We start from the raw sequence: 17,901 nt of genomic DNA on the forward strand, positions 1-17,901 counted from the left end.
GCAGGCGCGCAGACCACCCCGGTGTGCGCGCCTGAGCGGAGCGCAGCGACCGTATCGTCGGATCGCGTACCGCGTACAAACGCTGAGCGTGGGACTTCAGGATGTTAGGAGGTTAAGCACTTCTGTGGTGGGGCGGACGTCGCCGAAGGTGCGGTAGACGGTATGGAGGGTGGCGTTAAGGTCCTGGTCGCGGCGGGCGGCGTTTGCGTCGGCGACCATCAGGACGCGGTAGCCAAGGGTGCTGGCGTCGCGCGCGGTTGACTCGCAGCAGACGTTTGCCACGGTGCCGGAAATCAGAACGGTGTCGATGCCACGCGCCTCAAGCAGGTCAGACAGGTCGCAGCGGCCAGGGAAGAAGGCGCTCGCCGCCGTCTTTTCTACAAGTAGGTCTTCATCTCGTACATCGAACTCGCGCCAGACTCGGTCCCGCAGCGGACCGGTGCCGCCCGATTCGCTGAAGATCTTCGCAATGTCGGCCCCGAAGAACTCCTTTGTCACCGCGGTGATCTCAGTTCGTCCCGGCAGTACCCACGCAACTGTCCCACCCAGGTCACGCAGGGTGCCAGCAAGCTCCTGGATGTTCGGCACAATGCCGCGTTCGTAGTCCCCTTCCGCGACGAAAAACGAGACCATGTCGACCACCACTAGCGCAGTACGCTCCGGTACCAGCTCCTGATAGGCATGCCGCTTCCCGCGCCGCGTCTCCTGCCGTAGGTACTCCCGCGCCTCGATGGTCCACTGGTGCAGTTTGGGAACCACTGTCTCCGTCATGCGGAGCACCCTGCCAGTGCCCACCGACATTGCCTGCGGCGCGACTCGCGGCTCCGGGATGATGCAGGGCGGCATCATGGGCAGGAGCCCAATTGCTAACGGTTCTGCTCACACCGGCTCCGGATCGGGACGGACAGCCATGAGCATCCGGCCCGGACCCTGGGGCGTCGCCAGGCGCGGTGCCCACCCGTACCCTCAGGCATACCCCAACGTCACTCTTCGTCCTGCTCCTCGAACAGAACCCGAGCTGTCGGCGGCGTCCCGGGTCAGGTCCTCTTCCCACGTCGACGTAGATGACCTTCGTGGCGGTCGGCGAGCTGTGGCCGAGCACATCTTGGATGACCTCTAACGGCCTAGCTTCGCGAACAGATTCGCACCGGCAAGATTAAGGCCGGCGAGCGCGTGCCGACCGTGCAGGACCTCATGGCCTCCCACGTCGTGTCCCGGAACACCGTCCGCCTCGCGCTCGGGATGCGGTCTCCCTCGACGTCGGCAAAGCTGGTGCGACGAGCGCGTCCGAACCGGCAAGATGAGCGGCATGCCGGACCTCGCCCGAGATGAAGCCGCTGCCTTGCTGGCAGACGCTGTCAGTCTTTGGCGTCTCAGTCCTGGCACCGCCAATGAGGTGATCGATGCCGCCGTGCAGTGTCTTGTAGCCGGTGTTGACTCGCCGACACTTCGAGAGCTCGCCGGAGCCTCGCCGCGGGACTCGCGGTTCGTTCTGGAGCCGCTGATCGAGGACACGCTCGACGAGTTGGGGATGGAGGACGTGTTGGCAGTCAACGCTCAACGAGGCGCCTTTGCCGCCGTGCTCCGCCGCTTCAAACGCAACGATCTCAGCGCACGTGAACTCGTCCGTTGGGCACACACCAACATCGGCCACGACGGCGACGCGCGGTGCCAGGTGTTCGTCGACCTCGACGATATGTACGACACCGTGGACTACTCCGACGACGGCACCGAAGATCTCGACCGCTGGACTGCCGAGGAGGTCGACGCCTACCTGGAAGGACGGCGTTCACCCGGCCGAACGACCGTCTGGCGGACGCCCTCAACTCCCACCGCAGTGATCTGCGGACCAATGCGCCGACCTCGCCAATTCGAAGTCCGCATCTCTCCTAGCGGGCGAACCCTTTCGGCGAGGAGCTGGGATGACCTCTGGTGCAGCCTTCCAGAATGCGGTGTGCCGTGGCGAAACGTTTCCTTTGAGTCGAACCACGTGAGGGAGCAGGTGCTCAAAGCCTGGGGCGAGCACCCGGACGCTCCCGCCAGTTAACGCATGGCATGCTGCGGGAATGGGGCTTGAGTGCCGACGATGCCAGCGACCGGTCAAGGTCTCCGCAGCACAGTTCGAGGTCTTCGAGCGAATGCACTACGTGTGCTTTCACTACGAGTTCGAGCATGGTGAGTTTGACGTCGACGAGGAGTGCACAGCTGGTGGATGCCCTTCAGCCTCGCTGGCGAACGGCCGGGAGCAGGTCATAGCAACGGCCCGCGACCTCGCTGAGGAGGCGGCCTTGGGTGCGCCTTGGCCTAATGCAGCACTCCACGAGTACCTCGAAGCCCTCGCGTCGTGGCTTGCCGATTCGGGCGGCTACTACCTCAATCGACGAACCGTACCGCCCGGCAATGGCTGGGAAGTCGTAAACGATGCTCTCAGGGCCGCGACAGTCTACGAGTGATCGCACATCAGGCCGAGGAGGGAGACGTGATCACGCCTGATGGGCGTGCCCGAGGCCAAGCGTACTTGCCATGGCGAGGGTTCCCGTCGAATGTGCTCGGACGACGCGGACGCTGCACGAGCTGCGCTTTGACGCCGATCCATTCGCGCAGCTGAGAGGCGAGCCGCGGATCCTGGACTTGGTCCAGGTGCCACTGGGCGGCGCCGACCAGTCTCTTCGCCTGCCGGGATTGTCGCATCTGCGTGCGGTCAAGGCCGCGCAGTTCGCGCCGGTCAGCGAGTGTCGCCGCCTCGTTCAGACGGACTGGGAGGGCGTCCAGGCACGCCCGGACGATCTCGTCAGCCGTTGGCAGCACGCCCAAGCTGATGCCCGCGCGCCGCATCTTCATCGTGCAATACGCAAGCTGCTCTGCGCTCTCTGCTTTGGTGAACACGGCCCGTGCCTGTCCCTGGCGCAGGAGCCAAAGCGTCAGTTCCGCCCAATCCGCCTGCCCGCTCGACTGCCCATCCAATTCCTGATCGATGACCAGCAAAAGGTACAGCCACCAGTTGGTTCTCTCGTTCGGCGCCGGCTGGCGGCGGTCAAGCCATCTACAGCGCCGGGCGCTCATCGAACCCGAGCAGCTCGACCAACCCGTCCTTGACGGCCTGGCGTCGGGCGTCGCCCGCCGGATCCTCAGTCCTACCCATCGCTACAGCATGCCCGTAGCCTGCGGCGTTGCGAAACCTCCGCATCTGCCGCGATCCGCGCTCACCACTGTCGCAGATCACCTGGCAGACGACCGTCGCACATCACCGAACAGACGACGTCCAGGTGCTGGGGTTTCTGTTTCCGCGGGGCGGTTGATGACCGTTGGTCCGCCTTCTCGATACCCATCCGCGCGTGGCAGACATCTACAGACCTTCGCCAAGGTCGGTCGTTGCTGCATTGGTTCGTTCGAGGTGTCGGGCTTGGCGAAGGAGTGACAGCTCGTCGATGGAGGCCAAGACTTCGTCCCACGACAGGTCTGGCGCGTCGACCCCACTCGCAGTTCGCGGGTAGCGCCGGAGCGTGCGAAGGATCGTTTCGTAGTGGCCTTTTTCGTCAGCCGGTGCCGAGGCTTGTTCTCGGACCACCACGTGCGTGAGCCAGTTCACGTCGCGGTTCCATGCCGGATTGCTAAGTGAACGCACGCGTATGTATCCCAGCCCGTCCCACCAACGCCGCGAGTGCCACTTTATCGAATTCGCCGGCGGCAGACCGGCTGGTGGGTCCTTCACTCAGCCATTCTCGCTGGTGACCAAACCTGCCACGATTCGTGTCTGCGCCTCAGGGCTGGCTCGCCCGTAGTTCGGCGAGGAGGTTTTCGATGTGGGTGCGGATTTCGTCGCGGATCTGGCGGACGGTCTCGAGCGGTTGGCCGGCGGGGTCGGTTAGGTTCCAGTCTTCGTAGCGTTTGCCGGGGTAGAAGGGGCAGGCGTCGCCGCAGCCCATGGTGATCACTACGTCGCTGGCCTGGACGTCCTCGGTCGACAGTAGGCGCGGGGTGTTTGCGGTGATGTCGATGCCGACTTCGCGCATTGCCTCGACGGCGACGGGGTTGATCTGGTTGCCGGGTTCGGAACCTGCTGACAGTACGTCGACGTCGTCACCGGCCAAGGACCGGAGCCAGCCGGCGGCCATCTGGGAGCGGCCGGCGTTGTGGACGCACACGAACAGAACCGTAGGTTTGCTCACGAGGACGCTCCAGCCGTGGTTTGAGGTGTGGCGATGTCGTCGGCCGCTTGGCCCGCGTCGGGGTAGAGGACGGCGAGTGCGGATGTGCCGAGGGCGGCCCCGAGGATCTGAAAGACGATGAAGCCGACGGCCGAGCTGAGCGCGATACCGGCGAACGTGTCGCTGAAGGCACGTCCCATGGTGACGGCCGGGTTGGCGAACGAGGTCGAGGACGTGAACCAGTACGCCGCACCGATGTACGCGCCGACCGCGGCGGGCGCCAACGCCGAGCGGCCCGTCCGGGCGAGCGCGAAGATCAGCAGGATCAGGCCGCCGGTGGCGACGGTCTCGCCGATATAGAGGTGGCCGGCCGATCGGTGCGTGGTCGACCAGGACACGGCGGTTTCGCCGTACATCAGGTTCGTCAGGATCGCCCCGAGGACTGCGTCGAGGCGGTTTCCGGTACGGCGAGAAGGCTGGCGACCCACCGCAGCTTCTCGGGCACGGGCCAGTAGTAGACCCAGGTGCCGCGGCGCTCGCAGTCGACCAAGCCGGCCTCGCGGAGCACCTTGAGGTGATGCGAGATGGTCGGTCCGCTGACGTCGAACTGTGGCGTCAGATCGCAGACGCAGACCTCGTCACCCGCGGAAGTGATGATCGAGAACAGCCGGAGCCGGATCGGATCGGCGAGCGCCTTGAACACGGACGCGCCCTCGGCGGCTCCCGCCGCGTCGAGAGCTGTGTCGGAGATCGGCGCGCAGCAGCCTGCGCCTGCGACGGGGGTCAACCCGATCTCTTGTTTCGACATGGATCTATATTGACTCTTGTCGAATCAAGAGGCAAGCTGACTCTTGATTCGATGATCTTCTAGATAGGGAGCTGGGATCGTGATCGAGCAGACAGGGGCGCCGGTCGTCGTCATCGGAGCGGGTCCGGTCGGTCTTGCGGCAGCCGCGCACCTCGCCGAGCGTGGCGTGGACTTCGCCGTACTCGAGTCCGGTCCGAGTGTCGCAGCGGCGATCGAGGAATGGCGGCACGTGAAGCTGTTCAGTCCGTGGCGCTACGACATCGACTCCGCGGCTCGTCGCCTGCTCGAACAATCCGGCTGGACCGAACCCGACTTGGCCAAGCTCCCCACCGGTGGCGATCTCATCGACGCCTACCTCGCACCGCTGACGAAGACTCCGGAGCTGAACGACCGCATCCGCTACAACGCCCAGGTCACCGCCGTGACGAGAGTCGGTTTCGACCGAATCCGCACGACAGGCCGCGAGGTGGCGCCGTTCCTGATCCGCCTCGCTGACGGGTCCGAACTGCTGGCGTCGGCCGTGATCGACGCGGCCGGCACCTGGCGGAAGCCGAACGTCCTCGGCGGCTCAGGCATCCCGGCCCGCGGCGAGGTCGAGGCTGTTGAAGGCATCGCACACGCTCTGCCTGACGTCCTCGGCGTCGACCGGGAGCGCTTCGCGGGTTGTCGTACGGCGGTCGTCGGCGCGGGTCACTCGGCCGCAACGACGCTGCTCGACCTCGGTCAGCTCGCCGACGAGGCACCAGGTACCGAGGTTGTGTGGGTTGTGCGTGGGACCGACCAGGCCCGCACGTACGGCGGTGGTGACGCCGACGAGCTGCCCGCCCGGGGCGCGCTCGGGTCCCGCTTGAAGAAGCTCGTGCGGTCCGGCTTGGTCGAGCTGGTCAGCTCGTTCCAGATCGAAGGTATCGACCGCGCGGGCGGCAGGGTGCGGCTCACGTCCGGCGAGCGTGAGGTGGTGGCCGACACCGTGGTCAACTCGACCGGCTTCCGGCCGGACCACGACATGGTCTCCGAGCTGCGCTTGGACCTGGATCCGATCATGGGCTCCACCCGCGCGCTGGCACCGCTGATCGACCCCAACAAGCACTCCTGCGGCACGGTCCCGCCGCACGGCGTCGACGAACTCGCGCACCCCGAGCCCGGGTACTACGCAATCGGCGCCAAGTCCTACGGCCGCGCCCCGACGTTCCTCCTCGCGACCGGCTACGAACAAGCCCGCTCGGTCGTCGCGGCGCTGGCCGGCGACTGGGAGGCTGCACGAGACGTTCAGCTCGACCTACCGGAGACCGGCGTGTGCTCCTCCAACCTCGCCTACGGCGGCACCACCGACGAGACCGGCGGCTGCTGCGGCCCAGCCCCGCAATCATTCGAGCTCTCCGCGCCGGGGGGCCGCGGCCTCGCCACCGGCATCACCGGCGGCCTACTAACCGTCATCGAAAACGACACCCCCAAGTCCTCAGGCTGCTGCGGTTGATGCCTCTGGCAACCTCCACGGCCGGCCGCGCCATCCGGCCGCGGAGGCATTCGCCGTGACGTAGTCGCAGCGCTCGCAATCAACACAACCGTCACCTACGGCACGCTCTACTACAGGCACTGGCAGCGGAGCCGGGCCACTGCCGACCAGCGCCCTCGGCATCCGCAAGGCCGCGCCCAACGATCCGGCGAAAAGGCGAGCCCAGGCTCTCGAGTTCCAGCCACGTCTCGATGCGCTGGCGGAGGTCCAAGGACAGGCTGGGTTCGACCAGGAGCCACGGCCGCTCGCCGGTGCAGGTCGTTGGGGTCAGGCTGGGGTCAGGCATTGCCTTCGGGCCATGGCGTACATGACCGACTCGTTGCCCTCGGCGAAGGACTCGACAAGCCCGGCTCTGATCGCCTTGCACATCACGCTGGTTCGTCCGGCTCGCGCGTCGTCCATTCGTGCGGCAGCGCCGCGAACCACATCACGTCGATGCGCTCGCCCCGCCACACGCTGTGTGCGCGCATCGTTCCCTCGTGCACGAACCCTGCTCGGCGGGCCACCGCAGCTGACGCTTCATTGTCCGCCTCGACCGTCAGGAAGGCGCGAGCTGCGCCGAGCTCGAACAACCACCTTGTGAGCAGAGCCACCGCTCGAGTCGCGTACCCGCGCCCGCGCGCTCTCGGCCCGATCCAGTAGCCGAACTGCGCTACGTCTGCCGTCGACCAGTCATCGACGCCGCAGCAGCCGACCAGGCCACCAGAGGCTGCGTCCGTGATCGCGAATGCAACACCAGATGGTGGCTCGGCCGCGCCGAACGCCCGCCAGCTCGACGCGAACTCGTCAATGATCGCTTCAGCGTCCTCGATCGAGAGCGGCGGCGCCGGTCGTCCGAGACGGTCGTGGGCTCCGTTGTAGCGTCGGATCGCTGGATCGGCGAACGCTTCCGTCATGAACCCGGCGTCATCTCTCGACCAAGGGCGGAGAGTGACCACGCCATCCGAGAGCACCACGACCGGAATGTCGGCATCCGTTTCGCGCACGTCTATCGGCTCCTTTCGTTCGGCGCGTTCCTGGGCAACTCTGCCACGCGCGCCAGTAAGGCGTCGCGGGCTCGGTGGCGGGACGAGACGCGTGAACTTGATGATGCGCGCTGTGATCTGAACCCGACGAGCGATCGCCACTAGGTTGGCAGCCACCCGGAACGCTTGGGCGTGAGGTGGTATCTGAGGGGCGCGTCGTGGCCGTCGTGTTGTGTGCTGATGCCGACGCGGTTGGTGGTGTGGATGTCGGCTGCGTTGATCGGGATGCGCCAGTCCTCAAGGAACAGTTCGTCGGCGGTGAGGTCTGCGCCGTACAGGTCCTTGGTGATCTGGAAGGACTTGCACAGCTTGCCCGGCGAGTTGGCCAGGTCCGTGACAGCGCGCGGTTTGTCCCATTGGGCGGCCATCAGGTCGATGCCTTCGACTGGGACGACGCCGCGGATGAACACCACGTCGGGCACATCGGCCCGATTCACAACGGCTGCAAACTGATGCCACATCCCGTAGGCCAGATAGACGTACGCGACGCCGCCCGCCTCCCACATGATGGTGGTGCGCGGCGTTCTCTTGTTTCCGTGGTGGACGTCGTCTGCGAAGGCCGGGTACGACTCGACGTCGTGGATCACTCCCGCGATGCGGCCCGCCGCCGTACACCGAACCAAGACCTTGCCGAGAAACTCGGTCGCGCACTCGACCGCAGGCCGCAGATAGAACTCACCATGCAACCGCGTGGCTGACGCGGGCCGGACCATCCGCGTCTCGCTCATGCCGTTGTCAGGTCGCGGTTGGGGACGAAGATGTTTAGTCGCGCAAGGTAGTCCGGTGTTTGCTCGATGATCTCGTCGTGGTCCAGGAACGGGTGCTCGGGGACCCATGGATCTGGGAGGGCCTCGACCTTGGTCCAGTCTGGTGGCGCCTGGTCAACGGCCTCGAATTCGTGGGCCGTCAGGGCGGCGAGGAGTACGTCGAATCCTGCGTGACCGGTTGTTGACGGCAACGCTTCCCATGCTGCTTCGGAGCCGTCGTGGCGGCTTAGCAGGAGGCGCAGGTGGTCTCGGCCCTGGAGCACCATCCGCCAGGCCCAGTCCTCGTCGCTCGCCTCGCGAATGGCTGTCGCGGTGGCAGGAGGAGTCATGATCCGACGCTCGCGCGCCTCGTGAAGGGCATGGGCAATCCGCGCAGCCCGGGCACTCATCTCCCCCGTCACCCCAGCGCCGTTCAGGCAGTTCTGGCCGGGGGCCGGATGCCGAGCCATTGTTCCGAGCCCCAGGCTTCGAAGCGTTCTAGTTCGGTGAAGCCTAGGGTGGCGGCTAGGCGTATTGAAGCGGTGTTGGCGGACTGGGTGGTGAGGATGATCGGCTCGCCGGGGAGGGCCTCGTCGAACCAGGTGAGGGCGGCGGTGCAGGACTCGGTGGCGTAGCCGGAGCCCCAGGATTGGGGGAGGAAGAGGTAGCCGAGGTCGGCCTTGTCCTTGGCGGCGGGGCGACGGTGGGTGGTTGCTCGCCTGAGGAGGATCTGGCCGATCATTGCGCCGTCTAGTTCGACTACGAAGCTGCCAGGCCACTGTTCCGGTACGTCGGGCAGCTCGCGTTCGAGTTCGGCGCGGGGGCGGGGGCCGCCGAGGTACGTGTTCACTTCGGGCGAGGCGAGTAGCTCGATGAACGTCGTACGGTCGCGCGCCTCGGACTCACGGAGTACGAGCCGTTCGGTCTTGATCGGCGCCGGCGGCCAGGCCACGGGTCCCAGGTCATCCACCAGCGCACGCTAACAAAGGGATCAGTCCGAGCGGCCCTTCAGGCGGCGGTTGACGGCGCGCTCGACCTCACGGGTCGCCTCGCGTTCGGCGAGTGCGTTCCGTTTGTCCCAGGTTTTCTTGCCGCGGGCAAGGGCGATCTCGACCTTCGCGCGGCCGTCCTTGAAGTACAGGAGCACCGGGACGACCGTCAGGCCGCTCTCGTTGACCTTGCGCTCGATCTTGTCGATCTGGGCGCGGTGCAGCAGGAGTTTCCGCTTGCGGCGGGAGCCGCCGTTGAACCAGCGGGACTGCGAGTACTGCGGGATGTGTACGCCGTGCAGCCAGATCTCGCGGTTCTCGACCTGGGCGAACCCGCCGACCAGCGAGGCCCGCCCGGCCCGGAGCGCCTTCACCTCCGGCCCCTCCAGCACGATCCCTGCCTCCCAGGACTCGCCCAGCTGATAGTCATGCGCAGCCTTCCGGTTGCGCGCAACCACGGGCTCGACCTCAGGCTTCTTCACCCAGTGATTGTCCCCCGACCGCACTACTCTTTTCAGATGGCCGCGGAAGTGATGCCTCTCAAGGACGAAGTCCAGACTCCCGTACCGCATGCCTGGCGAGAAGTCCTTGACGCGATCGTTCACTCCCTCGTGCGAGGAGACGCCCGCATCGGCCAAGGCATCGAGAACGTTGATCCGATCTCCGAAGCCGTCTCGAACTACTGCCGTGAAGCAGTCGCGAACTATGGATCGGTCACGCTGATCCAGCTGCCTGAGGCCACGTGGGATACCTCGGTCGCGATGTGGCAGGGCAACCACTGGGATTGTCTCGTCGATCTCTGGATCGCCGAGGAAGGTCGCAGTGACCTCGTACTGGAGGTGGCGGTCTCCGAAGATGATGAGACGGCGTTCCGATTTCGCCCCTATCTCGTTTACGTCCCATAACTGCAGTCAGTCCAGTGCCTAACTCGGTGGCCCGTGGGGTCGACTCGCACGTAGCCTCGCCGGCATGTCGACATGGACCATGCCCGAGCGGCCCGAACCACCGAACAACCCGGTCGACGAGCGGTCCGCTCTCGATGACCGCCTCGACTACCAGCGCACGACGCTGCTGCAGAAGTGTGGCGGCCTGACGCCTGAGCAGCTCGCGATGCGAGCGGTGCCGCCGTCGACGCTGTCGTTGCTCGGGCTCGTTCGGCACCTGTCCGGCGTCGAGGCGTGGTTCCACACGTACGACGGTCAGCCCGACCTCCAGTACTTCTGGGACTACGTGCCCGGCGCGAGGAACAGCGGTGACATCGTCGATGTCACGCGAGCCGCGGACGACCTGGCCAGCTATCAGGCGAGTGTCGCCCGCTCGCGTACGGCGGTGGCGGGGCTCAGCCTCGACGCGGTCAGCCCCGGCGAGGACTACACGCTGCGGTGGATCTACCTGCACATGATCGAGGAGTACGCACGCCACAACGGTCACGCGGATTTCCTCCGTGAGCGCATCGACGGCGCCACGGGCGAATAGCTTTGTCAGTCCAGAGCGGCGGCTTTGTCCAGTAGTACTGAGCGTTCGCGTTCGTTGGTGCAGAGGCGGGCTGCCAACTCGAGTTCGGCGCGAGCCTCGGGGAGGCGGCCGAGGCGAGTGAGGAGTTCGCCGCGTACGGTCGGGACGAGATGCGAGCCGGGGAGCCGGTCCGAGGCGACAAGCTCGTCGACCATGGCCAGCGCTTCTGCCGGACCGGAGGCCATCGCGACCGCGACGGCTTGGTTGAGCTCGACGATCGGTGAAGGCGCGACGCGGCCGAGGGCCTCGTAGAGCACCACGATCCGGTCCCAGTCGGTTGCCTCGACCGATGGGGCAGACGCGTGTACGGCGGCGATCGCGGCCTGCAAGCCGTACGGGCCGAGGCCGCGAACCGAGGCCTTCGCAAGTGCAGCCAGACTGCGCTGGATCGCCGAGAAGTCCCATCGCTGCCGGTCCTGGTCCTCCAGCAGGATCGGCGAACCGTCCGGGCCGGTACGGGCTGGGAAGCGTGCGGCCGTCAGCTCGCACAGCGCGAGCAGGCCGTGCACCTCCGGCTCGTCCGGCAGCAGTGCGGCCAGTGTGCGGGTCAGCCGGATCGCCTCGTACGCGACGTCCCGGCGTACCAGCAGGTCACCCGACGTCGCCGTCGATCCCTCTGTGAAGATCACGTAGACCACGCTGAGTACGCCGCCGAGCCGCTCGCGGCGCTCATCGGCTGGCGGCAGCTCGAACGGTACGCCGGCAGCCGCGATCGTCTTCTTCGCGCGGGTGATGCGGGCCTGCACGGTCGGTACGGGTACGAGGAACGCGCGGGCGATTTGCTCCGACGACAGGCCGGCGACCACGCGCAGGGTCAGCGCCACCCGGGCCTCGGGCGAGAGCACCGGGTGGCAGCTGATGAACATCAGCGCGAGGATGTCGTCGTCGATGCGGTCGGGGTCGATGTCCTCGTCGACGACCGGGTCGGCCGCCAGCATCGCGTACCGGTCCTTCAGCGCAGTACGGCGGCGGATCGCGTCGATCGCTCTGCGCCGGGCCGTGGCCATGAGCCAGCCGGCCGGACTGTCCGGCGGGGTCCGCGGCCACGACACCAGCGCCTCGGCCACCGCCTCCTGCGCGGCGTCCTCGGCCAACGCGAAGTCCCCGGTGAACCGGGTCAGCGCGGCAACGATCCGCGCCGACTCGATCCGCCAGACCGCCTCGACATCCGCCGCATCCATCAGACCCGGCCGACGCTCTCGCGCTCCCCGTCCCCCTCGGAGCTCTCGCGCTTCCCGTCCCCGCCGGCTTCCGTGGAGCCCTCGCCGACAGCGGCTTCTGCGGACCCCTCGCCGGTTTCGTGCGCACCGGCCTCCTCGTGGCCTGGCGGCCGCTCGTCCTCGCCGGCAACCCGCCGTACCTCGATCTTGGACCCGGCCACCGACGGCAGCCGCTTGGCCCACTCGACCGCCTCCTGCTTCGACGCGACATCGAGCATGAAGTAGCCGCCAAACAGCTCCTTCGTCTCGCCGTACGGCCCGTCCGTCACCACCGGCGCCTCGCCGCTGAAGTCGACGACAACGCTCTCGGCCGCGTCATCCAGCCCCTCGGCCGCGATGAACACCCCGGCCTTCATCAACTCCTCGATGAACTGGTACGTCGAAGCCGCCAACTCCTCGAACCCAGCCATCACAGCTGCATTCGACTCGTCAGTACCCCGCGTGATCAGCATGTACTTCGCCATCGCGCTCTCCTCGTCCCACGAACCGCCTGCCGGCCCGCACTACCCCCAGGTCGAACAACAACCCCCAAGATCGACAACCCCCCGAAGAATCTTCCTCTCGCCCCGCCCCCGCCGAATCTGCCGGACGAATCACTCGTCCCCAGCTCAAGGGCTGAGCTCAGGAAACCGGCGGAGTGCTTCGACGACAAGTGGCGAGAACATCCGGGCATCGGCCGCCGTCGCGAGCACCACCCCGCGGACGTCCTCCGCCGCGATGCCGTGTACGACGTGGCTCGCCACCTCCACACGCGAGACCACACCCGAATGCGTGAAGTCGATCGGCCGACCGGAAGCGTCCCGGCGAACGTGAAACTCGAACGGAGCGCGGTCGACCACTCGAGCAAGCTCGACCCCGCACTCTTCCCGCAGCTCGCGCCGAAGCGTCGCCGCCTCGGATTCACCAGGCTCAGGCGAACCACCCGGCAGGTCCAGAAGCCCGTCATACGGCCCGCGCGCCTTCCGCACGAGCACGATCCGCCCCTCCTGCCACCAGACCCCATAGACGCCGAAATGCTCGGTCACACCCCTAGTTCATCATCGTGGGGGGCTTCAGTTGGCGAGTGCGGCGATTGCGGTGAGGTAGTTGTGGGGGATTTCGGCGCGGGATCGGAGTTCGAGGGGGTCGGCGTAGGGGAGTAGGCGGTGCCAGGAGGTGAGGCGGTGGACGTTTGTGAGGGCCTCGGTGGCGGCGAGGTCGGTGCGGAGTACGTGGGGGTCGGCGTCTAGGTGGTCGCGCCAAACGGTCAGGTAGGTGGTGTGTAGTTCGTCGCGGTCTGGGCGGGACAGAGGGGCGCGGGTCCAGTCCGTGACCGCGTCGAGGAAGCTGTGCAGGGAGACGAACGGGTGGGCCCACAGGGCGTTGCCGAAGTCGAAGAAGCGCGGGCGGAGTACGCCGGTTGAGCGGTCCGCGAAGATGTTCGCCGGGTAGATGTCGTTGAGTTCCAGGTCGAGCGGGACGGTGTCGCTGAGGGACGCGGTTCGTCGGTCCAGTACGTCGGCGGCGCGCGCGGCTCGTTCCAACAGCTCCGGGTCGAACTGGAGCGGCGACCATTCCTCGGCCACGGCGCGCACGCGATCACCGGCGGCGCGGGGTGCGAGCTGGACCATCCCGTCGTACTCCGTCAGGTCGACACGGCCGAGGATGGTGCATTGGAGGCGGGCCAGCGCCCGGACGACGATGCAGCGTGTCCGCTGATCGGCAACATCAGCATGCGTCAGCGTCGTACCTTGATCGTCCGTCAGCAGCCAACGGCGTTCGCGATCCACCGCGAGCGGCACGATGACGTCGTACGGCGCGAGTCGGGCCAACGTGGCGACCAGCGCGGCCTCGAACCGATGGGCGGGGTTGTTCTCCTTGAACCACACCAGGCCTTCGGCGGTCGGATAGCAGCGCACCACCGACCAGAAGCGAGCGCGGTAGGTAACGGGTACGCCGCTGATCCGGCGACCGAGCTCGGCGAGCCGATGACCGACCCACGCGTCCGCGGCCTGCGTCCACTCGGGTGAGGTCCAGCGGCGTACCCATTGGCCCTCGGCGTCGGGGCCGAGCGGTCTGGCGGGCGGCGGATCATGCACCCGCGGCACGCTACCGGCCCGGCGAATAACCGGTTGCCTCGGCGCGAGGTGGCTCGGAGACTCGCATGGCATGGATGATTCCGAGTTGGACGTGCTGTTGAGGAATGGGCGTTACCCGCGGGCTGCGGCGTACTCGGGGCGGTGGATGGTTGAGGGCGGAATGGGGCCCAACCCCGTGTGGCAGGCGGAGGCGTTGGGCGAGGTCATGGCGCTCGAGCCTGGGATGCGGGTGCTTGATATGGGGTGTGGCACCGCGCTCAGCTCGATCTTTCTGGCCAAGGAGTACGGCGTTGAGGTGTGGGCCACCGACCTGTGGATCAAGCCCGACGAGAACCTGCGCCGCGTCACCGAGGCTCAGCTGGAAGACCAGGTCCACCCGATCCACGCCGAAGCCCACGACCTGCCCTTTGCCGAGGACTTCTTCGATGCGCTCGTCAGTATCGGCGCGTATCACTACTTCGGCACCGACGACCTCTACCTCGGCTACTACTCACGCTTCGTGAAGCGCGGCGGTCAGATCGGCATCAGCCAGCCCGGCCTCGTCGCGGAGTACGAGACGCTTCCCCCGCCGCATCTCGCGCCGTACTGGAAATGGGACTTCTGCGCCTGGCACAGCCCGACGTGGTGGCGTCGCCACTGGGAGAAGACCGGCCTGGTCACCGTCGACATCGCCGACCAACTCCCCGACGGCTGGCAGGACTGGCTGCAATGGAACGAAGCCTGCGACCAAGACGCCGGCACCCCGGGCCGCGAGGAAGCCCAAATGCTCCACACCGACGCCGGCCAATCCCTCGGCCTCACCCGACTAGTTGCCCGCCGCAACTGATTAACCACCTGCAGGTAGAGCCTTGGTTCGGGAGGATGTCGGTGTGGAAGGTGAAGAGGTGCTGACGGGTGGGAATGTTGCCGGGCGGGTTGTGCGGGTCGGGGCGACTGTGCGGAAGCCGGCGCTTCCTCAGACGGCCGCGGTTGAGGCTGTGCTTGAGCATCTCGCCGAGCGGGAGTTTGACGGCGCGCCGCGTACGTACGGGCTGGATGACGAGGGGCGGCATGTCCTCGAGTACGTGCGTGGAGAGCTCGCCCACGCGATGCCTCCGTCGACCCTGGACGAGTTGCGCCGGGTTGGCCGGTTGATTCGTGAGCTCCACGACACGATGGAAACCTTCGAGCCGCCGGCAGATGTCACCTGGAACGTGATCGTCCCGGACCTCGCCGGTGGCGACCTGATCTGTCACAACGACCTCGCGCCTTGGAACCTGGTCCGCAACGACGAACGCTGGGTCTTCATCGACTGGGACAACGCCGGCCCCTCGTCGCGGCTCTGGGATCTCGGGTACGCCGCAACCGCGTTCCTTCCGTTCGTGGCGGGCGGCGACCCACAGGTCGACGGCCCGCGGTTGCGCGCGCTGGTCGACGGCTACGGCCTCGACCCGGAGCAGCGGCGCGCCCTTCCCGCACAGATCGCGGCCCGCACGCGCGGCCAGTACGACCTGCTGATCCGCGGCCACGAGACCTGCGAGCAACCCTGGGCTCGCCTGTACGACGAGGGCCACGCCGACTATTGGGGCCCGACCGCGGCGTACATCGCCGAGCATCACGACGACTGGGTCGCAGCACTAGTCAACTGATGACCTGCTCAACCGCGAGGATGCTGGGATGGGGAGCATCACGGGGCCGGCCAAGGCGCTCGGCGCGGCGTTCGTTCTGGGCGCGGTTCTGGTCGCCGTCGTTGCCTCGGGCATCGGACTCGAGCAACCGTTCAGGATCGACGACTCCGGTGACCTGGCCATCGTGTACGCCGTCCTCGGCGCCTGGTTCCTGGTGTACGTCGTCATGGCGATCGTCGCCGTCGCGGACGCCGCACGCCTGACGCGACGTGGTGATCTCGCCGCCGCCCAGGAGTCGGCGAACTTCGTGAAGCTCATCGCCATCCCGTACTTCCTGCTCAACTTCGTCGCGCTGACTGAGGTAGTCGCGGTCGTCGGCGTCAACGATCGGGACCGGCTCGGTCTCGACGGGTTCCTCGTGGCGGTGCTGTTCGTCATGCTGACGTACGTCGTGTTGCTGCCGACATCGGCGTACAGCGTGGCCTGTCTGGTCATGATGAAGCGGAGCGATCAGATCGGGCGGATCTTCTTCGGCCTCAACCTGGTGCTGCAGTTCCTGTTCGTCGTCGATGTTCCGAGCACGATCGCGGTGGTCGAGGTCGCTCGGGACCGCTTGGGTGACACCCGCCGGCCGGGAACGCTCTCGAGGAACCTGCTGGCCGGCGTCCTCATCGCGGGCTCGTCGGCCGCCCTCCTGTGGCTCGCCTTTGTCGCGATCTTCTGGCTGCTGGATCCGCCCGGGCCGTTCGTCCGCGATGCGATCTATGTGCTCACGATCGCGTCGCCGGTGGTGTTCGTCCTGCTCGTGCTTCTCCCGGTCGTGCCTCTGGTCACGTTCCGGACCGCCGTTCGCCTCTTCTTGACAGACGACCTCGACGCACTGCAGCGATCGGCCCGCACCGTCAAGCTCGCCCTGATCCCGCTGTTCGTCCAGAACTTCGTCCTCTGCGCGATCGCCGTACTCGCCACCACGTTCCTCCCGATCGTCGCCACCCACGGAACTCTGATCTTGCTAGGTCCCGGCGCCCTGGTGTTCCTTGGAGCGTTCGGCACAACCGGTCTGGTCTGGGCCGTCATCACGACGTACCTGATGATGCTGCCAACCTCGATCTGCGGCCTGACGATGCTCGCCCTACTGATACGCCACCGAGCCATCACCCCGCGCTTCTGCACGATCCACACCCTCCTACACCTGATCTTCGTAGGCGACATCATCAGCACCCTCGTCGTCGCCCACCGCGCCCGCCAGCTCATGACGGCCGGACCATCACCCGCCTTGCACACCGATCCAGCGGTGGTACGCGGGTAGGTCGACGTTGCTGCCGCAGATGATGGTGAGGACGTGGCGGTCGGCGAAGCGGGTGGGGTTTTCGAGGACGGCGGCGATGCCTAGGGCGGCGGAGGGTTCGACGATGAGGCCGGCTTGGTTGTAGAGCAGGCGCATGCCGGTGATGATCGATTGCTCCTGGACGAGTACGGCGTCGTCGGCGATCAGGAGGAGGTCGTCGAGGACCTCCGGGATCGGGAAGCGCCCGGCCACTCCATCGGCGATGGTGTTGGTTGAGTCGGTGGTGACGACACGGCGTTGGTGCCACGAGCGGGTCAACGCTGGCGCGCCCTCCGGTTGCACACAGATCACGTCGATGTCGGGCGCCAGATCCTTCACCACATGACCCACGCCAGTGGCCATCGCCCCGCCCCCGAGCGCGATCAGTACGGTGTCGAACATCGGCGTACCGTCCATCAACTCGAGACCGATCGTCGCCGCACCCTCGCAGGTCTCGAGGTCGAGGCTGTCTTCGAGTAGACGAATTCCTTCGTACTGCGCGATCGCCGCCGCCCGCTCACGAGCCAGCTCGTGGTCGCCGTCCACGAGCTCCAACTCGGCGCCCAGCGCGCGGATCCGATCGAGCTTCGCCTTGGTCGCGAACCGCGAAGCCACAACGGTGACGTCAAGCCCACGACGCCGACCGGACCAAGCGAGCGCCTGGCCGAGATTGCCCGCGCTCGCGCATACGACCGCCCGCGCACCGGCCTCAGCCAACTGGCTCGCAACCAGCTCAGTGCCGCGACCTTTGAAACTGCGCACCGGGTTCGCCGTCTCGAGCTTGATACTGACCCCACACCCAAGCTCCGGCTCCAACGCCTCACACCTGTACTGCGGCGTATCCAGAAACACCGGATCAATAACCCCACGAGCGGCCCGAATCCGACCCGTATCAAGCCGACTCTCTCCCACAACCCAAGAC

Annotated in this window: 24 protein-coding genes; 9 read left to right on the forward strand and 15 right to left on the reverse strand. The window is 66.7% G+C overall.

From position 1 onward, the window contains the following. Positions 1-96: 96 nt before the first annotated feature. Positions 97-771 carry an isochorismatase family protein gene (locus ACQPYH_RS01600; protein ID WP_432885508.1) on the reverse strand — a complete coding sequence of 225 codons (675 nt, stop codon included), beginning with the start codon at positions 769-771 and terminating at the stop codon, positions 97-99. 411 nt (positions 772-1,182) lie between these two features. On the opposite strand from ACQPYH_RS01600, the gene ACQPYH_RS01605 reads away from it, so the two are divergent. From ACQPYH_RS01605 to ACQPYH_RS01615, 3 genes are read left to right on the forward strand one after another with little or no spacing between them, the layout of a single operon-like run. After that, complete coding sequence (locus ACQPYH_RS01605) at positions 1,183-1,332, forward strand: hypothetical protein (protein ID WP_432894300.1); 150 nt, start codon at positions 1,183-1,185, stop codon at positions 1,330-1,332. Further along, positions 1,310-2,047: a hypothetical protein gene (locus ACQPYH_RS01610; protein WP_432885511.1), complete on the forward strand. Its 738-nt coding sequence runs from the start codon at positions 1,310-1,312 to the stop codon at positions 2,045-2,047. The genes ACQPYH_RS01605 and ACQPYH_RS01610 overlap by 23 nt, the downstream gene beginning before the upstream one ends. Before the next feature lie 19 nt (positions 2,048-2,066). Then, positions 2,067-2,453 carry a DUF7660 family protein gene (locus ACQPYH_RS01615; protein WP_432885514.1) on the forward strand — a complete coding sequence of 129 codons (387 nt, stop codon included), beginning with the start codon at positions 2,067-2,069 and terminating at the stop codon, positions 2,451-2,453. Between the two features lie 7 nt (positions 2,454-2,460). Here ACQPYH_RS01615 and ACQPYH_RS01620 read toward each other — a convergent pair whose 3' ends face one another. The 4 genes from ACQPYH_RS01620 to ACQPYH_RS01635 form a co-directional block, all read right to left on the reverse strand. Further along, positions 2,461-3,063 (reverse strand): hypothetical protein, encoded by a 603-nt coding sequence (locus tag ACQPYH_RS01620; protein WP_432885516.1) that lies wholly within the window; start codon positions 3,061-3,063, stop codon positions 2,461-2,463. A gap of 698 nt (positions 3,064-3,761) precedes the next feature. Continuing rightward, complete coding sequence (locus tag ACQPYH_RS01625) at positions 3,762-4,169, reverse strand: arsenate reductase ArsC (RefSeq protein WP_432885519.1); 408 nt, start codon at positions 4,167-4,169, stop codon at positions 3,762-3,764. Continuing rightward, a complete protein-coding gene (locus ACQPYH_RS01630; RefSeq protein WP_432885522.1) occupies positions 4,166-4,636 on the reverse strand; it encodes a hypothetical protein in 471 nt (156 codons plus the stop codon). The genes ACQPYH_RS01625 and ACQPYH_RS01630 overlap by 4 nt, the downstream gene beginning before the upstream one ends. After that, a complete protein-coding gene (locus ACQPYH_RS01635; RefSeq protein WP_432885524.1) occupies positions 4,573-4,956 on the reverse strand; it encodes an ArsR/SmtB family transcription factor in 384 nt (127 codons plus the stop codon). Before ACQPYH_RS01635 ends, ACQPYH_RS01630 begins: the two co-directional genes overlap by 64 nt. Positions 4,957-5,035: 79 nt before the next feature. Between ACQPYH_RS01635 and ACQPYH_RS01640 the strand changes: the two genes are divergently transcribed. After that, positions 5,036-6,433, forward strand: coding sequence for an FAD-dependent oxidoreductase (locus tag ACQPYH_RS01640; RefSeq protein WP_432885526.1), 1,398 nt, complete (start codon positions 5,036-5,038; stop codon positions 6,431-6,433). A 407-nt stretch (positions 6,434-6,840) separates the two neighbouring features. Here the strand turns inward: ACQPYH_RS01640 and ACQPYH_RS01645 are convergent, their stop codons facing one another. From ACQPYH_RS01645 to smpB, 5 genes are all read right to left on the reverse strand, one after another. Beyond that, positions 6,841-7,458, reverse strand: a complete 618-nt coding sequence (locus ACQPYH_RS01645) for a GNAT family N-acetyltransferase (protein WP_432885529.1) — start codon at positions 7,456-7,458, stop codon at positions 6,841-6,843. 140 nt (positions 7,459-7,598) lie between these two features. Beyond that, positions 7,599-8,225 carry a DNA-3-methyladenine glycosylase gene (locus ACQPYH_RS01650; RefSeq protein ID WP_432885532.1) on the reverse strand — a complete coding sequence of 209 codons (627 nt, stop codon included), beginning with the start codon at positions 8,223-8,225 and terminating at the stop codon, positions 7,599-7,601. Continuing rightward, positions 8,222-8,593 carry a hypothetical protein gene (locus ACQPYH_RS01655; RefSeq protein WP_432885535.1) on the reverse strand — a complete coding sequence of 124 codons (372 nt, stop codon included), beginning with the start codon at positions 8,591-8,593 and terminating at the stop codon, positions 8,222-8,224. Before ACQPYH_RS01655 ends, ACQPYH_RS01650 begins: the two co-directional genes overlap by 4 nt. Before the next feature lie 83 nt (positions 8,594-8,676). After that, the gene (locus ACQPYH_RS01660; protein ID WP_432885538.1) at positions 8,677-9,213 is read right to left on the reverse strand and encodes a GNAT family N-acetyltransferase; all 537 of its coding nucleotides are present in this window, start codon (positions 9,211-9,213) and stop codon (positions 8,677-8,679) included. Between the two features lie 21 nt (positions 9,214-9,234). Beyond that, the gene (gene smpB / locus ACQPYH_RS01665; RefSeq protein ID WP_432885541.1) at positions 9,235-9,714 is read right to left on the reverse strand and encodes an SsrA-binding protein SmpB; all 480 of its coding nucleotides are present in this window, start codon (positions 9,712-9,714) and stop codon (positions 9,235-9,237) included. Between the two features lie 36 nt (positions 9,715-9,750). Here smpB and ACQPYH_RS01670 point away from each other — a divergent pair, with 36 nt between their 5' ends. After that, positions 9,751-10,137 (forward strand): DUF7668 domain-containing protein, encoded by a 387-nt coding sequence (locus tag ACQPYH_RS01670; protein ID WP_432885544.1) that lies wholly within the window; start codon positions 9,751-9,753, stop codon positions 10,135-10,137. 64 nt (positions 10,138-10,201) lie between these two features. After that, positions 10,202-10,708 (forward strand): DinB family protein, encoded by a 507-nt coding sequence (locus tag ACQPYH_RS01675; protein WP_432885547.1) that lies wholly within the window; start codon positions 10,202-10,204, stop codon positions 10,706-10,708. Between the two features lie 5 nt (positions 10,709-10,713). Here the strand turns inward: ACQPYH_RS01675 and ACQPYH_RS01680 are convergent, their stop codons facing one another. The 4 genes from ACQPYH_RS01680 to ACQPYH_RS01695 all read right to left on the reverse strand — a co-directional run bounded on the left by ACQPYH_RS01680 (position 10,714) and on the right by ACQPYH_RS01695 (position 14,045). Continuing rightward, positions 10,714-11,928 carry an RNA polymerase sigma factor gene (locus ACQPYH_RS01680; RefSeq protein ID WP_432885550.1) on the reverse strand — a complete coding sequence of 405 codons (1,215 nt, stop codon included), beginning with the start codon at positions 11,926-11,928 and terminating at the stop codon, positions 10,714-10,716. Then, complete coding sequence (locus ACQPYH_RS01685; protein ID WP_432885553.1) at positions 11,928-12,431, reverse strand: YciI family protein; 504 nt, start codon at positions 12,429-12,431, stop codon at positions 11,928-11,930. The genes ACQPYH_RS01680 and ACQPYH_RS01685 overlap by 1 nt, the downstream gene beginning before the upstream one ends. A gap of 144 nt (positions 12,432-12,575) precedes the next feature. Beyond that, on the reverse strand, positions 12,576-12,992 hold the full coding sequence (locus ACQPYH_RS01690; protein ID WP_432885556.1) for an NUDIX domain-containing protein: 417 nt from the start codon (positions 12,990-12,992) through the stop codon (positions 12,576-12,578). Between the two features lie 27 nt (positions 12,993-13,019). Next, positions 13,020-14,045 carry a hypothetical protein gene (locus ACQPYH_RS01695; RefSeq protein WP_432885559.1) on the reverse strand — a complete coding sequence of 342 codons (1,026 nt, stop codon included), beginning with the start codon at positions 14,043-14,045 and terminating at the stop codon, positions 13,020-13,022. Positions 14,046-14,115: 70 nt separating this feature from the next. Here ACQPYH_RS01695 and ACQPYH_RS01700 point away from each other — a divergent pair, with 70 nt between their 5' ends. The 3 genes from ACQPYH_RS01700 to ACQPYH_RS01710 are packed head-to-tail and all read left to right on the forward strand — an operon-like array spanning position 14,116 to position 16,961. Further along, positions 14,116-14,871, forward strand: coding sequence for an SAM-dependent methyltransferase (locus ACQPYH_RS01700; protein WP_432885561.1), 756 nt, complete (start codon positions 14,116-14,118; stop codon positions 14,869-14,871). 43 nt (positions 14,872-14,914) lie between these two features. After that, positions 14,915-15,673, forward strand: a complete 759-nt coding sequence (locus ACQPYH_RS01705; RefSeq protein ID WP_432885564.1) for a phosphotransferase enzyme family protein — start codon at positions 14,915-14,917, stop codon at positions 15,671-15,673. Between the two features lie 28 nt (positions 15,674-15,701). Further along, on the forward strand, positions 15,702-16,961 hold the full coding sequence (locus tag ACQPYH_RS01710) for a hypothetical protein (protein WP_432885566.1): 1,260 nt from the start codon (positions 15,702-15,704) through the stop codon (positions 16,959-16,961). Here ACQPYH_RS01710 and ACQPYH_RS01715 read toward each other — a convergent pair. Then, a complete protein-coding gene (locus ACQPYH_RS01715) occupies positions 16,920-17,891 on the reverse strand; it encodes a threonine ammonia-lyase (protein WP_432885569.1) in 972 nt (323 codons plus the stop codon). The genes ACQPYH_RS01710 and ACQPYH_RS01715 overlap by 42 nt on opposite strands. Positions 17,892-17,901: the final 10 nt, after the last annotated feature.

The sequence above is a fragment of the Kribbella sp. CA-245084 genome (genome assembly GCF_050942355.1).
GTDB lineage: Bacteria > Actinomycetota > Actinomycetes > Propionibacteriales > Kribbellaceae > Kribbella.

What these genes read in the sequence shown, in the direction of transcription:
- ACQPYH_RS01600 (WP_432885508.1), bottom strand. Translation starts at nt 771, where the DNA reads ATGACGGAGACAGTGGTTCCCAAACTGCACCAGTGGACCATCGAGGCG.
- ACQPYH_RS01610 (WP_432885511.1), top strand. Translation starts at nt 1,310, where the DNA reads ATGCCGGACCTCGCCCGAGATGAAGCCGCTGCCTTGCTGGCAGACGCT.
- ACQPYH_RS01615 (WP_432885514.1), top strand. Translation starts at nt 2,067, where the DNA reads ATGGGGCTTGAGTGCCGACGATGCCAGCGACCGGTCAAGGTCTCCGCA.
- ACQPYH_RS01620 (WP_432885516.1), bottom strand. Translation starts at nt 3,063, where the DNA reads ATGAGCGCCCGGCGCTGTAGATGGCTTGACCGCCGCCAGCCGGCGCCG.
- ACQPYH_RS01635 (WP_432885524.1), bottom strand. Translation starts at nt 4,956, where the DNA reads ATGTCGAAACAAGAGATCGGGTTGACCCCCGTCGCAGGCGCAGGCTGC.
- ACQPYH_RS01650 (WP_432885532.1), bottom strand. Translation starts at nt 8,225, where the DNA reads ATGAGCGAGACGCGGATGGTCCGGCCCGCGTCAGCCACGCGGTTGCAT.
- ACQPYH_RS01655 (WP_432885535.1), bottom strand. Translation starts at nt 8,593, where the DNA reads ATGACTCCTCCTGCCACCGCGACAGCCATTCGCGAGGCGAGCGACGAG.
- ACQPYH_RS01670 (WP_432885544.1), top strand. Translation starts at nt 9,751, where the DNA reads ATGGCCGCGGAAGTGATGCCTCTCAAGGACGAAGTCCAGACTCCCGTA.
- ACQPYH_RS01675 (WP_432885547.1), top strand. Translation starts at nt 10,202, where the DNA reads ATGTCGACATGGACCATGCCCGAGCGGCCCGAACCACCGAACAACCCG.
- ACQPYH_RS01680 (WP_432885550.1), bottom strand. Translation starts at nt 11,928, where the DNA reads ATGGATGCGGCGGATGTCGAGGCGGTCTGGCGGATCGAGTCGGCGCGG.
- ACQPYH_RS01685 (WP_432885553.1), bottom strand. Translation starts at nt 12,431, where the DNA reads ATGGCGAAGTACATGCTGATCACGCGGGGTACTGACGAGTCGAATGCA.
- ACQPYH_RS01700 (WP_432885561.1), top strand. Translation starts at nt 14,116, where the DNA reads ATGGATGATTCCGAGTTGGACGTGCTGTTGAGGAATGGGCGTTACCCG.
- ACQPYH_RS01710 (WP_432885566.1), top strand. Translation starts at nt 15,702, where the DNA reads ATGGGGAGCATCACGGGGCCGGCCAAGGCGCTCGGCGCGGCGTTCGTT.